This window comes from Streptococcus sp. HF-100 (genome assembly GCF_015594635.1).
GTDB classification, from domain to species: domain Bacteria; phylum Bacillota; class Bacilli; order Lactobacillales; family Streptococcaceae; genus Streptococcus; species Streptococcus vaginalis.
Window position 1 is genome coordinate 1 of the sequence record NZ_JADNQV010000006.1, and the last position, 15388, is coordinate 15388.

Sequence of the window (15388 nt, forward strand, 5' to 3'; positions counted from 1 at the left end):
TATTTGAGAGTTGCTTTAAGCTGATTCCTTGTTTTTTTAGTTCATAGATTTGCACTTTATCTTCATAACTCAATTTCATAATAAAATACCCCAAAAGTTAGATTTTTTCTGTCTAATTTTTGGGGTGTAGATCAGAATAGCTCTACTCCTTTTCACTATTATCCGTACCTATCGCTAACTCAAATCGACACAATTCTACGATAACTGCGTGATGTGATGAGAAAGACAAGTACATAGACGATAAAGAAAACAGCACAAACGCCAAGCGTAACTTCCAACATCAATGCAGCATTTAAGACCCCCAGAACTTTCAACATAAGGCTCAGCATATGATAAGCAAAAGCTAGGTGAACAAAGGCAAAGATGAGTGGCAAGAAAAACACAGTCAAAATTTGTTTGCGAATGGTGCGCTTGGTCTGCTTTTCATCTAATCCTACCTTTTGTAAAATTACAAAGCGGTCTCGGTCTTCATACCCTTCTGAAATCTGTTTGTAGTAGATTACCAAAACCGTTCCCAGCATAAAGACAATTGAAAGGAAAATACCAATAAAGAAAACGCCACCTAACATACTCATAATTTCCTGCACACCTTGGATTCTTGTATAACCATACACACCGGCATTATCGGGGAGCGTCGTATTGAACTGTTTCAGCTTCTTCTGGTAAGCTGTATCCAAATCGCCCTTTTTCTTATTAGAAGCCCTGATATTCAAGCCGCCATATAATTCTGTATTAATCGTGTAATGTTGCTTTTGGGAATCCACCAATTTTTGTGGGTCATTAACCACCATAAAAAGTGACTGAGGGATAATGATATTATACTGATCTGTAATGTTTCCAAGAACAAAGTCCTCTTTTAAAAGTTCTTTAACTATCAATTCTTGCCCGTTCAGCTTAAGAGGCTGAGTTTGCCTGATAGAGATTCCTTTTGCAAAGATTACTGTCTCATTATCTTTTAAATTCAATGTTTTGCCCGTCATTTTCCGATAATCATCAGCTGAAAACAGCAGAATATAAGCCTGTGGAGAAACTCGTGTTTCACCTTTTGGATAAATATCAAGCTGATTGCCCTTTTGATTTTTAATTCCCATCGAATAATATTGATAAGCATTTTTCTTAGTGACTGTTAAATGATTCTCTTTTGCAAATTCTGTCAATGCCTGATCCAATTGAGCAGCTGAAACTGCATTCCCCTTTATCGTATAATCTTGGGGATACATCACGCTTTTAAGATAACCAGCACCTGCATAAATATTGACACCTCCAGCCAGGGTGACCAAAACCATCGTTGAAAGAATCGCAATCGTTGCCAATCCCACTGCATTTTTCTTCATCCGAAAAATCAAATTGGACACAGAAATCATATTATTAGGTTGATAATAATACCGTTTATTTTTCTGAAGCAACCGTAAAAATACCGTAACTCCTGCATTGAACAGCAGATAAGTCCCTAAAATAACAAAGAGAACAGCTATAAAAAATATACCAATTGCTGTCAATGGATTTTTGACACTCAGAGCTAGGTAATAAGCATAGCCTAAAGAAATCGATCCAATAATCGTTTGAATCAGAAGAAATCGTCCTTTTCTTTCACCGCTATTCTTTTCCTTGGCCAATTGCAAAGCATTAAAACGTAGAATCCTCAAACCGTTGACAAGCACCAAGCCCGCAAAAATAACGCCATAGATGACAACAACTGAAATAAGAACTAACCATTGAAACGTGGATACTAGAACAACTTTTAACCCCATCAATTTCAGTAAAAAGGCATAAATCAGTTTATCAAATACAATACCAAATCCAAGACCAATCGTGACAGTCGTCGCTCCTAAAATCAATAACTCAATGAACACCATGGTAAAGAGATGACGTTTATTAAGTCCTAGCATTCCATACAGCCCCAGTTCTTTCGAGCGATTTTTCATGACGAAGCTATTAGCATAAAAAACGATAATCGCTGCAGCAATCGTCACAATAATCACTCCAAGAGCCAAGACAAATGAAATAGAACTTGCCCCCTGCATTTTTTGTAAATGAGGATTAAACGTTAAAGAATTAAAAATATATGAAATAGCGACGACTAAACAAGTTGCCAACGCAAATGGATAGTATAATCTACGATTTTTCACTAGGTTAGAAACCGCTAATTTTCCCGCTAATCTAAACACCTTGACTCACCTCACTTGCCATAACCGTTAAGGTATCTGAAATTTCTTGGAACATCTGCCGCTCTGTTTTATCGCCTCGGAAAATTTGATTGTACAAAATTCCGTCCTTGATGAACAGTACTCGCTTAGCTCGGCTTGCCGCCGAAGTCGAGTGCGTTACCATAAGAATCGTCTGTCCGCGGTCATTGATGTCATCAAATACATCTAAAAGCGCCGCAGAAGACTTAGAATCGAGCGCCCCTGTTGGCTCGTCTGCCAGCAGAATTTCTGGATTGGTGATAATAGCACGCGCCACCGCCACCCGTTGTTTTTGACCACCGGAAATTTCATAGGGGAATTTTTCCTGCAATTGGTTAATCCCCAGTTCATTACAAGTAGTAACCAACTTTTGCATCATTTCTGTAATCGAACGGCGTGATAAAACGAGCGGCAAGAGAATATTGTCCTTGACCGAAAGCGTGTCTAACAGGTTGAAATCTTGAAAAACGAAACCTAATTTTTCCCGACGGAAGCTCGAAGCTTGACTGTTTTTAATCGTCGCTGTATCCGTGCCATTGAGAAAGACGCGTCCTTCGGTTGGCTTGTCTAGCATGGCAAGAATGTTGAGCAGAGTGGACTTCCCAGAGCCAGATTCCCCCATAATAGCGACATAATCGCCCTCATCTACTGTAAAATGGATATCTTTCAGCGCTTCTACTTGATTGCCTTGAAAGCGAGTTTTGTAAATTTTCTTCACGTGTTGTACGTCTAATAGTGTCATCATTTTCTCCTAACAATTTTTATATATCTATCATACTGAAAAGAAAAGTAACTTTCCATACTTTAACCTTTCATTTTTGACTTTTATCTTACATTTTTGTAAGATTGCCTGAAGCTGTACTGATATTAAAAATGTATCTCAATGGCTATATTGTAGCCAGAAATAATATTGACTAGAAGCACAGCCGATTTTTGTCTTTTCGATTTCTTCTTTGGAAATTTTTTCAGTTTTTGGCATTGATTTTTGCTTTAATAAAATTGTTTTCATGTTCTTTCTCCTTTATTTTCTTTACACTTATATGATACAAAAATCGCTAAACAGCTGCCATAACATAACCTTTCATTTGAGCCTTAAAAACTTACATTTTTGTAAGAAAAAAGGCTTGGACAAATGTGTCCCCAGCCCTCTGGATATAACTACAAGACCTAAGCTATTCTTTTGTACGGTTTCTTCTTAATTTTACAAGTGATTCATTGATTTTCTTTGTTTTTAGATAAATATCTAAGCGAACAAATAGCCAAATTAAAATATAAATAACAATGAAATCTAGCCAAAACTCAGCTCGCACAAGATTGAAAGCCCAGCCATTATAAATCATCATCACACAAACTACAATTAAAGTTAGGAAAAAATGAATCGTTAACTGTAGCAAATAAGAAAAATTTTCAACCTCAAATAGCAAAGTAAATAAGCCTATCAAAGCACTCATTAGTAAGATACTGATGATATTAGCAGTTGTCACTTGGGATTCTTGGATCCGAAAAGCTAAGACAAGTAAATAAGCTAAGGAACCAGTGCGCAGACCTTCTAGCATAGACACTACAATTTTTTTCATGTTTGTTCCTTTCTACAAACCGAGATAATCCATTAACAATCTGACGTATTTTCGACTGACACTTGACTTAATTTTGTTTGTCAATCTAGCCGTCATATTTCCTGAAAAGCTATCCGATAATGATAACAAATGGTCAATATTGATGACAGCGTGTTTTGAAATTTGAATAAAGTTTTTACGATTAACCCGACTTTGAAAATGTGTGAGTGTTTCGGTCGTCGCATAGATACCATCCACACAATACACCATCAATGTTGTCTGATTGATGTCTGCCAAAATAATCTGATCCGTCTTTACCATGACAATTTTATCATCTGTTTTAATGGGAATAGCATTCACACAAGACGACTTGTACTGATGTAAATATTCAAAAATTTCTTTGGCTTCAGCTTCTAACTCGTCCGCTTGAATCACAACAAGGGGATCATTTGAAGGAATGGTTGGATTCATTTTGAATTTAGTCTGCAAAAAATTTCTCTAACTTTCTATCAATTTAAGCAATTTTAGTCCACCGATTGGTAGCAAGCTGTTGGATTGTCCAAATGACAAGCAAGGCAACTAAAACTACTACAACTATATAGTATGTTTCTTTCATTGTCAATAGAGATTCCCACTTTAATTGAATGCCCATCATCTTTTCAAAATAATCTTGCGCTGCTGTATTATGATGAAAAACAGTAGCTAAGCTATCTTTCATCATTACTTGTCTAAAGAGAGAAGCAATATATGTGGAGGGAGTACATTTCATTATCGTTTGAGCAAATGACGGAAGAACCCCTATTGGAATATAGGTTCCAACTAAGAAACCAGAGGCAGCTCCGATAATCGTTGCTAGCTTTCCAAGCGTATCTACTGATTTGAAGTGATTCACAAGAATACCATTGAAAATCGAACATAAGAGTGCATTGAGCACCATAATAAGGAGGATTTGAGGAAGCAAAGTCAAATCAACGACAATCTGATCGTCCCAGATAAAGTAGCCTTCCATGACAGTAAACATGATGATCTGCATCAAAAATCCAATGATGGCAGTACTCAGAAGGTAACTGATAGACAAGCCCCAGCGTCCCAAATCTGTCAGAACTAGGTCTTGTGTTACGTTACTTTCTCTATCTTTCGCTAGTTGGGAAAAACTCGAAAAGGTTGTGGTTAACCCTGTAATGGCAAGCGTTCCACCAATCAACCACGAATCCAATAACTGATTGGTATGAGGGACTTGACTCCAAGAGGTCTTGATATTTGCTTTCAAAAAAACTAAGTACAATATAAAGGAAATCATGGCTCCAAGAAGGGATAAAACCACTCCACTACGATTACGAAAATATAGTAAAAAATTTCTTTTAATGATCATTATCATTTTAACGTACCTCTCTTCCTGTCAACGCCATAAAAGCATCGTCCATTGTTCCTGGTCGAAATTCAAATTGTCGAATAAAAGAGCGACCACACGTTAGAATCTCTAAAGCCTTTTCTGTCGTTTCTGGGTGAATCAACAGTTCATTCACTCTTACTTCCTCAAAAGGAATCTCTTCCTTCAAAATTTCTTTAAAATCAGCAGTATCGGTCACGAATACCTTGAGAAAATTCTGAGCATATTGCTCTTTAATCTGATTAGCAGAACCTTTGGCAGTCACTTGACCGTGATCCACAATATAAATCATATCTGCATCATCTGCTTCATCTAAATAATGAGTGGTTAAGATAACCGTCATCTTCTCTTTTATTCGCAACTGGTGAATCAGCTCCCAAATGGCTTTCCTAGTTTGAATATCTAAACCAGTAGTTGGTTCATCAAGAAAGAGAATATCTGGGCTATTCAGCAGAGCACGGGCAATATCCACTCGTCGTTTTTGTCCACCTGATAAAGTCCCATATAATTGCGTTGAGAAATTTTGCAATCCCAATTGATTCACTAAGCCATCAACTTTTCCTTTATCAATATCCTTATATTGACCTGCTCTAATTTCTAAATTTTCTTGCACCGTTAGCATATCATCTAAAACACTGTTTTGGAAAACAACACCTAATTTAATGGGGTTATCATACAGTATCTCTCCTGCCGTAGGCTGCAAAAGTCCTGTCAACATTTGAATCGTTGTAGACTTTCCAGCACCGTTTGGTCCTAAAATAGCGGTAAAACTTCCTGTTTCAATCTGAAGATTCAAATCATTCACAGCTTGCTTATTATCATAGACTTTGCTAAGATGGCGTGTTTCTAGTAGCATAACGTTCCTCCAATAATTTATTTTACGAACTTATCATACTACTCACTTTTAAAAAAATCTCGCACTTTTGGATAAGAGGTTCTGCTAGCTAGATAAGAAGTCAGATTTACAAGATAAAAACCACTCGCCAAAAAACGAATGGTTCAAAATACTTATTGTGCTACAATCTTTTGGTAGCTTCTGGAGGTCATTACAAACACTAAGATGTAAACTAAGAGGAAAACACCGCAAGTAGTTATCGTTGTTTGAATGAGTAATGGTATATTTGTTGCACCTAAGAGAGCTACAATCAGCTGCAACATATGAAAAGCAACAGCGATGTGAAGAAAGGCAAAGAGCAACGGCAAGAAGAAAACTGTTATGATTTGCTTTCGAATCGTTGCCTTCGTTTGCTTTTCATCCAGTCCAACTTTTTGCAGAACGATAAAGCCTTCACGATCTTCATAACCTTCTGAAATTTGTTTGTAATAAATCACAAGAACTGTCCCAAGTAGGAAAATCGTAGAAAGAAAAATGCCGATAAAGAGAAGAGTTCCAATAACTCCTTGATAATCTTTTTCAATGCGGTAACGCTCAGAAAGACTGATATTGCCACTTTCCTGACCTTGTTGCTGAAGAGCATTGAAAATACTTTCTTGGAGATCAACCTGTTTATTGGAAGATTGGATACCGATGTAGTAAGTATAGAAAGATTTCAGACCGACTTGACTGGGATTATTGACAACCATATACATGTTTTTTTGTGACACCATACCAGAGAGATTGACAATCTTTCCATGTGCAAAATCTGTCGTCAGATGCTCTTTGATGTTCCACGATTTTCCATTGATGGTGAGAGCTTGCTTTTGATTGATTCGAAGATTTTTTGCATATAGAAGTGCTTCATTATCAGCCAAATCAACTTTTTTCCCTGTCATTTTTTCGTACTCTTGACGGCTGATGACAAGGAAAGGAGCAATCATCTTTTGAGTTTCTTCTACACTTAGTCCTTCCATCGTTTCAGCAATAGTCAGCTGATTGCCATTGATTTTCGAAATCATAGAAAATTGATAACTATAATCTTCATACTTGGCATCTGTCAAGCCTTTTCCCCGTGCTACTTCTTTGACTGCTTGTAAAATAGTCGCATTTTTATCCGTCTTTGCGCTTGTAATCATGATATTATAATCCTTTGGATACAAAGTTGTCAGATAATCTTTCCCACCTACATAAATATTGATAGAGCCGACCAGAGTTACCAGCAGCATGGTTGAAAGGATTGAAATCGTAGCTAAACCTGCAGCATTCTTACGCATACGGAAAATCAAATTGGATACAGAAATGAAATTCTGCGTTTTGTAGTAATATTTTTTTCTTCTCTTTAAAAATTGCAATAATGTGATTGTCCCTGCATTAAAAAGAAGATAGGTCGCAAAAATAACCATAAGAACTGCAATAAAGAAAGTCGCAATGGCAGACACCGGCTTGTCAACTGTGAGTGCGATATAATAAGCCGCAGCCAGAAGCCCTAAACCCACAAGCGTCTGCAAGCCAAGAAATCGTCCTTTTTTCTCTCCAGCCTTCTTTTCTCTCATCAAATGAAGTGAGCTGTAACGAAGCAGGCGCGTAGAATTTAAAAAGAGAATCAGCGCAAAAGCCACACCCAGACTAGCTAAAACGGTGAAAATATTCGACCATTGGAAAGTTGAGGCAATTACTACTTTCATTCCCATGAATTTCAGCAAAACTGCAAAAAGCAATTTGTCTAAAAGAAGACCTAAACCAATTCCAAGTCCGACAGTCACTAAGAAAAAGTAAAGCATTTCAAAGAAAGTCATCAGCAGCATGTGCCGCTTCTCCATTCCTAAGATACTGTACAAACCAAGCTCCCGTGAGCGATTCTTCATGACAAAACTATTGGCATAGGTGATAAGGATAAGAACTGCAATCTGAACGACCCAAATCCCAAATTGCAGGGTCATACGAGCCGCCGAGCCACCGTAACTGGCTTCTAGATTGGGGCTGTAGGCAAGCGATACAAAACTATACAAAATCGCTGTTGCCACAATCGTTGCTAGAGCAAATGGATAATACAGACTGCGATTTTTTATCAGGTTTGAGACTGCTAATTTATTCGTTAGTTTGAACATAGCCACTCACCTCGCTTGCCATGACCGTTAAGGTATCTGAAATTTCTTGGAACATCTGCCGCTCTGTTTTATCTCCTCGGAAGATTTGATTGTACAAAATTCCGTCCTTGATGAACAGTACGCGCTTAGCACGGCTTGCCGCAGAAGTCGAGTGAGTTACCATAAGAATCGTCTGTCCGCGGTCATTGATGTCATCAAATACATCTAAAAGCGCCGCTGAAGATTTAGAGTCGAGCGCCCCTGTTGGTTCATCCGCCAGCAGAATTTCCGGATTGGTGATAATAGCACGCGCTACTGCCACCCGCTGCTTTTGACCACCGGAAATTTCATAAGGGAATTTTTCCTGCAATTGGTTAATCCCCAGTTCATTACAGGTAGTAACCAACTTTTGCATCATTTCTGTAATCGGACGGCGCGACAAGACGAGCGGCAAGAGGATATTGTCCTTGACCGAGAGCGTGTCTAACAGGTTGAAATCTTGAAAAACGAAACCTAATTTTTCCCGACGAAAGCTCGAAGCCTGACTGTTTTTGATTGTCGCGGTGTCGGTGCCATTAAGAAAGACACGTCCTTCGGTTGGCTTGTCTAGCATGGCAAGAATATTGAGCAGAGTGGACTTCCCAGAGCCAGATTCCCCCATAATAGCGACATAATCGCCCTCATCTACTGTAAAATGGATATCTTTCAGCGCTTCTACTTGATTGCCTTGAAAGCGAGTCTTGTAAATTTTCTTCACGTGCTGTACGTCTAATAGTGTCATGATCTACTCCTTTTTTAAAATCTAAAATATAAATGCTGCGCTGATTGACTCACTTCATAGCCAAATTGCGCTTTTTCAATACCTTTTATACTTGGTTGAAGCAATTGCCTGTCTTGTTTCAATAAAATTTTATCATATTTATCTTCAGCTTTCTTTTTCCAATTTTCCAATTGCAGTCAATTCGTCATCGTCCAATTTTTCATCTATTTATGTACGAGGTAAGCAATGCAAGTAATCAACCATAAGTGAGCTGGATAAAAGATATAAAAGAAATACTTGCTCCACTTGGTCACAGGACCGCGCTCGCCATTATAGAGTGAAATAAAAGGCAGTACTGTGATAAAAAGCCAATCGGAATTATAAAACATCATTAACAGTGTGTCGCTCCATGTCGGGTAAATCTGAATACTCATACAAAATAGGACAATCGCTAAAATACTATACAGCAGATTTCGTAGTTTTTTCTTTTCCCTGCAAGTATAGGTAATCAGCATAAACGGAATAATGACCATGCCACCTTCTGTCACAAAACCAGACAACAAGCAGACAACAATGCCTAAGATAAAGCGAATGGGCTGGCGTTTGATGTCAACCGAATTGCTATTTTGAGAAATCCCAAAAAAGAGATTTAATACAAGTACACCACAAGCCAAGGTTAGAAAAATATTATTGTATATCTGAACTCCTTTAGACTGAAACAGCAGATTGAGAATCGTATTGCCTACAAACATAATGGCTGCCCAGAAAAAGAGACGTACATTATAAAGCAAGCGGCTCCGTGTATATCGAAAACCTTCCACTGCTGCAAAAGCAAACCAAACTGCTACACAGCGTGTTAAAGCATGAAAAATGCTCGCCCATTCACCTGACAGTAAACCTGGTATTTTTTCAAGATGATCAAAGACCATTAAAACAGCCATTAAGAGCTTGAGCTGAAAAGCGTTCAATCCTTTTGTTTTCATAACTGCCTCCTCTATGAAACATCATTCATTTTCTAATCTTATGATACAAAAAAAGAAAGGCTGCTACCATAACATAACCTTTCATTTTTAGAGGCGAACCTTACAATTTTGTAAGATTGCATTTATTCAAACAATAATTTCTTTTCTTTAAAAGTAATCATAACGGTTGTGCCTTCTCCGACCACCGACTGCAAATGCAATTCATGCCCCAGTTCATCCGCAATTTTCTTAGATAAATAGAGCCCCAATCCTGATGACTGATGCGTTAGGCGCCCGTTGTAGCCAGAAAAGCCTCGCTCAAACACGCGCAGAAGATCGGCATCTTGAATCCCCAAACCAGTATCCTTCATATACAAGGTATCTTCCTTAAAGAAAATCTCAATGCCTCCTTGCTTCGTATATTTAAGACTATTAGAAAGCACTTGCTCTAAAATAACAAGAAACCACTTTTTATCTGTGATAATGGTGTGATTCAAATCATGCAAATTTAGACTCAATCCTTGCTGAATAAAGAAAATTGCATACTTTTTGACAACATCTTTGACCAAGTCTTCTATATTTTCTTTTTTCACGACTAAATCATCATGAAAACTTTCCAACCGCAGATATTGTAGGACTAAGTTGGTATAAGAGTCGATCTTAAACAACTCCTGCTCCAATTGATTTTTGAGCGTCTGCTCTTGTAAGTCCTCCACTAAGAGCTTGCTAGCAGCAATCGGCGTCTTGATCTGGTGCACCCAGAGCGTGTAGTAATCCAGCAAATCATTTTGCTTTATTTGCTCTTGCAATTTTAACTCTTTTTTATCATTTTTTAACGTTTCAATTTTGAAAAATAGCAGAGCTTCTATCGGTGTCTGTGCCTGACCTTCCCCATAAAAGACAAGATGACGAAAATTTTGGTACTGCTTTACGATATCCAACAGGAAACCCGCCAGACTAATCAGCAATAAAATCAATAAGACATACTGTAAGACTGCTCGTTCATCTTCAAAAAGATAACAAAAGGAAAATAATAGTGTACAAAAAATAAGTAACAGTAAAAATAAAAACTGGCGCGAGCGAAAATAATAGCTAAGAAACAAACGCTTATTCTGATAATCCATTGGTTAATCCGTAGCCTATACCTTTCTTTGTTTCAATGAAATTCTTGAGCCCCGCTTCTTCTAATTTCTTACGCAATCGTGCAACATTCACAGATAAGGTATTGTCATCAATGAAAAAATCACTATTCCAGAGCTCTTTCATAAGATCATCACGCGCAACAATGCTACCAGAATGCTCAAACAGCACGCGCAAAATCTGAAATTCATTCTTGGTCAAGGTAATGACTTCGCCTTCATAAACCATATCCATGGACTTAAGATTGAGAATCACACCATGATATTCTAGCAGAATTTGATCCGTTCCAAACTCATAAGACCGCCGCAACAGCCCTTGCACTTTAGCAAGAAGGACATTGTTATCAAACGGTTTTGTGACAAAGTCATCACCACCCATATTGATTGCCATAACGATATCCATTGCTTGGTCTCTTGATGACAAAAACATAATGGGCACTTTAGAAATCTTGCGAATTTCTTGGCACCAGTGGTATCCATTAAAGAGAGGCAAGCCGATGTCCATTAGCACTAGATGCGGCTCTTCCTTGACAAAAATCGTCAAGACTTGCATGAAATCCTCTACTGCAACCACTTCAAATCCCCATTGCTCCAGCATTTTTTTGACTTGTTGGCGAATAACAGCATCGTCTTCTACTAATAATATCTTGTGCATCCTATCCCTCATTTCCGCTTTCTTTCTCTATTATAACAAAGACTTGCGAAAATATGCTATACTAACAATAGATTTTCAGAAAAGAGAACCTTTATGGGAAATATTTTTAATTATTTAGAAGATGTACAATACGACAGTATCTACGATCAGCCCTTTACAGAGCTAGATATTCTGCTTTTGACCGAGATCACGTATCTAAACTATGACACAATCGTAACGGACGGTCTTGACCTGCAAAAAGCCAGCCGTTTAACTGATGTGCCACAAGATATGTCTCAAGAAAATTCCATGATGAATACCAAACATCGCTTGGCACTCTTGCAGCAGGTAGCAAGTGTCAAACGCTATAAGAACATCAAACTCTTGGGTTATGTGAATGATATTGATTTAGATGTGCAAAAACAATTTGCTGCTATGACTTATAAAATCAGCTTAAACACCTATGTTATCACTTTTCGCGGAACAGATGATTCCATTATCGGTTGGAAAGAAGATTTTCACATGACTTATATGGAGCATGTCCCTGCGCAGCAAACTGCTGTACGCTACATTCAAAAGGTCATGCAGGCTTTTCCAACAGCGACCTTTATTTTGACAGGACATTCCAAAGGTGGCAATCTAGCGACTTACGCTGGCAGCCAAGTGGAGCCTGCCTTGCAAGCAAGAATTTCTCAAATCTATAGTTTTGACGCTCCGGGACTGAATCACACAGTGATTGAAACAGACGGCTATCAGGAAATGGCTCCAAAAATCAAACGTTACATTCCGCAAGGCTCTATTGTCGGGATGATGCTAGAAACACCTAAGCAAGCGCACATTGTAAAGAGTGTGGCTATTGGTGGTATTGCCCAGCACGATACCTTCTCTTGGCAAATCGAAAATGAGCACTTTGTCTTACTTGACACGCTCAACCCAGACAGCATTCAGACAGACAAAACTCTCAAAGAATGGGTGGAGACGGTTCCCGATGACGAACTTAAAGATTTCTTTGATGTCTTTTTCGGTCTCATTTTAGACGCTCAAATTACGTCCATTGATGAATTTTTCCAACCCAACAGTATCAAGAAATTGCTGACTATCGTCCAAAATGCCCAAGCCCTTACCGAGCAAGAAAAAGAAATGCTCAGCCGCCTAACACGCCTGCTCATCTCTATCCGTTACCAAGCCTGGATTGATGATTTTAAAACACCTAGTCCAATGGCCTTTATGACCGATGTACGAGAAAGCTGGACTAGTCTGGCGGAGAGGTTTTCGTTTTTAAATAAAGATGAATAGTGCATCATCATGTTTTATACTACAAAAGGGAGTCCTGTCTCACTCCCTTTTTTTAACTACTACTCAAATAGTTCGTCCGACCCTCGGACGAACAGTTCCCATTCACTCCGTGGATCGAGGCGACAAGCTTATAACCCTTACAAAGCGAGGCTGAGACATTATTGTCCCAGCCTCATTTTTAATTCTAATCTTCCTGTGGGCTCACCCAATCAAGCTACCATTTGGTACATTTTGATCTACTGTGAGCAGAGTTAGTTGATTACCATATTCTGCTGAGAGGATCATGCCTTGGCTGATACGTCCCATCATCTTGCGTGGTTTGAGGTTCGCTACGATTTGGACTTTCTTGCCAACCAATTCTTGCTCGTTTGGATAGTATTTAGCAATCCCAGAGAGGATTTGACGATCTTCTGCATCTCCAGCATCCAAGCGAAATTGGAGTAATTTATCACTCCCTTCCACTTTAGAAACTTCTTTGACTTCTGCGACACGAATTTCCAGCTTATCAAAGTCGTCAAACTTGATTTCCTTGCGGTTGAGTTTGAGTTCTACCTCTTCTGGCTCCCATTCCTTTTCAATGGCTGGCTTATTGGCTTCCATTTGGTCCTTGATGTAGGCAATCTCTGCGTCCATGTCTAGGCGTGGGAAGATTGGTGTTCCTTTTTTAACCACAGTTAAGCCTGCTGACAATCCTGCCAAGTTAAGATTTTCCAGCGAAGTTGCCTCTGGCAAACCAAGCTGACTCAAGATAGCGTCACTTGTTGTCATCATAAATGGCTTGATCAAATGTGCCACCACACGTAAACTAGCTACCAAATGTGCCATAACCGCTGCTAAATCATCACGTTTAACTTCATCCTTCGCCAATATCCACGGAGCTGTCTCATCAATGTATTTATTGGTACGAGAAATAATATTCCAAACCGCTTCAAGGGCGCGTGGATAATCCACAGCATTCATTTGTTTGTGGTATTGTGCCAAACTATCAGCAACTACTGCTGCCAAATCAGCATCGAAGTCCGTCACATTTTCCACATAAACTGGAACTTCACCTTCAAAATACTTGTTAATCATAGCAACCGTGCGGTTGAGGAGGTTCCCAAGGTCATTGGCCAATTCATAGTTGATTCGACCTACATAGTCCTCTGGAGTAAAAGTTCCGTCTGAACCAACCGGAAGGCTACGCATGAGGTAGTAACGAAGTGGGTCCAGTCCATAGCGCTCTATCAACATTTCAGGATAGATAACGTTCCCTTTAGACTTAGACATCTTGCCGTCTTTCATGACAAACCAACCATGACCAATCAAACGTTCTGGCAATTTGATATCGAGCATCATGAGAAGGATTGGCCAGTAGATTGAGTGGAAACGAAGGATGTCTTTTCCAACCATGTGGAAGACTGTTCCGTTCCAGAATTTGTCAAAGTTAGCGTGTTCGTCTTGATCGTAGCCAAGAGCTGTCACATAGTTGAGCAGTGCATCAAACCAAACATAGACAACGTGTTTTGGATTTGATGGGACTGGTACACCCCAGGTAAAGGTAGTACGAGAAACCGCCAGATCTTCCAAACCTGGCTCGATGAAGTTACGTAACATTTCGTTGAGGCGACCATCAGGAGTGATGAAGTCAGGGTGCGATTTGAAAAATTCGACCAAACGATCTTGGTATTTGCTGAGGCGAAGGAAGTAAGATTCTTCTGACACCCATTCAACTTCGTGACCTGATGGGGCAATTCCTCCGATAACCTTGCCAGTTTCATCACGGAAAACTTCTTCTAACTGACTTTCAGTGAAAAATTCTTCATCAGAAACAGAGTACCAGCCTGAATATTCACCTAAGTAAATATCATCCTGAGCCAAGAGACGTTCAAAGACATCTGCCACAACTTTTTCATGGTAGTCATCAGTTGTGCGGATAAATTGATCATAAGAGATATCCAACAATTCCCAGAGTTCTTTTACTTCTTCTGCCATTCCATCCACATATTTCTGAGGAGTTATGCCCGCTTCTTCTGCTTTTTGTTGAATCTTTTGACCGTGCTCATCAAGCCCTGTCAAATAAAAAACATCATACCCCATGAGACGCTTGTAACGAGCGAGGACATCACAAGCAACGGTCGTATAAGCACTCCCTATATGGAGCTTGCCAGATGGGTAATAAATCGGTGTCGTAATATAAAATGGTTGTTTTTCAGTCATTTTTTAATCCTTTCAAGGCGAATGAAACCTTTTTTGATAACACCTCATTATATCATATTTCACGGGGTTTGCGAAAAGATAGTCACCTATAGTAAACATAAATAAAATGCCGCTTTCTTACTCTGCGATAAAAATATTAGAAATGTCAGGATAACCGCTTTTAGTCAGTCTCTCGACGAACTTTTTGACAATAATTTATGGGAAGTCACGCTTTTCGACGAACTTTTTACCTATAAATCTTTTGAATTATTCCCATTCGACAACTCGTTCACAAGTAAATCTATGGAATTTGTGCCTTTCTA

General features: G+C 38.9%; 15 protein-coding genes and 1 pseudogene. 1 reads left to right on the forward strand and 15 read right to left on the reverse strand.

The genetic code is table 11. The annotated features are described in order from the left end of the window. The 14 genes and pseudogenes from IYQ23_RS06535 to IYQ23_RS06595 all read right to left on the reverse strand — a co-directional run. Positions 1-79 (reverse strand): annotated as a pseudogene (locus IYQ23_RS06535) (transposase); the annotation flags it as partial. A 100-nt stretch (positions 80-179) separates the two neighbouring features. Beyond that, positions 180-2168, reverse strand: coding sequence for an ABC transporter permease (locus tag IYQ23_RS06540; RefSeq protein WP_195674426.1), 1989 nt, complete (start codon positions 2166-2168; stop codon positions 180-182). Beyond that, positions 2161-2928: an ABC transporter ATP-binding protein gene (locus IYQ23_RS06545; protein ID WP_003040243.1), complete on the reverse strand. Its 768-nt coding sequence runs from the start codon at positions 2926-2928 to the stop codon at positions 2161-2163. The genes IYQ23_RS06540 and IYQ23_RS06545 overlap by 8 nt, the downstream gene beginning before the upstream one ends. 138 nt (positions 2929-3066) lie before the next feature. Beyond that, positions 3067-3195 (reverse strand): hypothetical protein, encoded by a 129-nt coding sequence (locus IYQ23_RS09655; RefSeq protein WP_259298978.1) that lies wholly within the window; start codon positions 3193-3195, stop codon positions 3067-3069. A gap of 163 nt (positions 3196-3358) precedes the next feature. Continuing rightward, entirely contained in the window at positions 3359-3763 is a 405-nt protein-coding gene (locus tag IYQ23_RS06550) for a DUF3021 domain-containing protein (protein ID WP_195674427.1), read from the reverse strand. Between the two features lie 12 nt (positions 3764-3775). Next, positions 3776-4231, reverse strand: coding sequence for a LytTR family DNA-binding domain-containing protein (locus IYQ23_RS06555; protein WP_174721263.1), 456 nt, complete (start codon positions 4229-4231; stop codon positions 3776-3778). 25 nt (positions 4232-4256) lie between these two features. Beyond that, positions 4257-5120, reverse strand: coding sequence for an ABC transporter permease (locus IYQ23_RS06560; protein WP_195674428.1), 864 nt, complete (start codon positions 5118-5120; stop codon positions 4257-4259). Between the two features lies 1 nt (position 5121). Then, positions 5122-5988 carry an ABC transporter ATP-binding protein gene (locus IYQ23_RS06565; RefSeq protein ID WP_195674429.1) on the reverse strand — a complete coding sequence of 289 codons (867 nt, stop codon included), beginning with the start codon at positions 5986-5988 and terminating at the stop codon, positions 5122-5124. Positions 5989-6140: 152 nt separating this feature from the next. After that, the gene (locus IYQ23_RS06570; RefSeq protein WP_195674430.1) at positions 6141-8117 is read right to left on the reverse strand and encodes an FtsX-like permease family protein; all 1977 of its coding nucleotides are present in this window, start codon (positions 8115-8117) and stop codon (positions 6141-6143) included. Further along, positions 8098-8877: an ABC transporter ATP-binding protein gene (locus tag IYQ23_RS06575; protein ID WP_022525183.1), complete on the reverse strand. Its 780-nt coding sequence runs from the start codon at positions 8875-8877 to the stop codon at positions 8098-8100. Before IYQ23_RS06575 ends, IYQ23_RS06570 begins: the two co-directional genes overlap by 20 nt. Before the next feature lie 14 nt (positions 8878-8891). Next, positions 8892-9047, reverse strand: a complete 156-nt coding sequence (locus IYQ23_RS06580; RefSeq protein WP_195674431.1) for a hypothetical protein — start codon at positions 9045-9047, stop codon at positions 8892-8894. A 33-nt stretch (positions 9048-9080) separates the two neighbouring features. Then, positions 9081-9839: a TraX family protein gene (locus tag IYQ23_RS06585; RefSeq protein ID WP_195674432.1), complete on the reverse strand. Its 759-nt coding sequence runs from the start codon at positions 9837-9839 to the stop codon at positions 9081-9083. 122 nt (positions 9840-9961) lie between these two features. Beyond that, a complete protein-coding gene (locus IYQ23_RS06590; protein ID WP_195674433.1) occupies positions 9962-10942 on the reverse strand; it encodes a sensor histidine kinase in 981 nt (326 codons plus the stop codon). Beyond that, positions 10926-11612: a response regulator transcription factor gene (locus IYQ23_RS06595; RefSeq protein ID WP_195674434.1), complete on the reverse strand. Its 687-nt coding sequence runs from the start codon at positions 11610-11612 to the stop codon at positions 10926-10928. The genes IYQ23_RS06590 and IYQ23_RS06595 overlap by 17 nt, the downstream gene beginning before the upstream one ends. A 93-nt stretch (positions 11613-11705) precedes the next feature. Between IYQ23_RS06595 and IYQ23_RS06600 the strand changes: the two genes are divergently transcribed. Then, complete coding sequence (locus tag IYQ23_RS06600; RefSeq protein WP_195674435.1) at positions 11706-12887, forward strand: DUF2974 domain-containing protein; 1182 nt, start codon at positions 11706-11708, stop codon at positions 12885-12887. Positions 12888-13088: 201 nt separating this feature from the next. Here IYQ23_RS06600 and metG read toward each other — a convergent pair whose 3' ends face one another. Then, complete coding sequence (gene metG / locus IYQ23_RS06605; protein WP_195674436.1) at positions 13089-15086, reverse strand: methionine--tRNA ligase; 1998 nt, start codon at positions 15084-15086, stop codon at positions 13089-13091. Positions 15087-15388 lie beyond the last annotated feature (302 nt).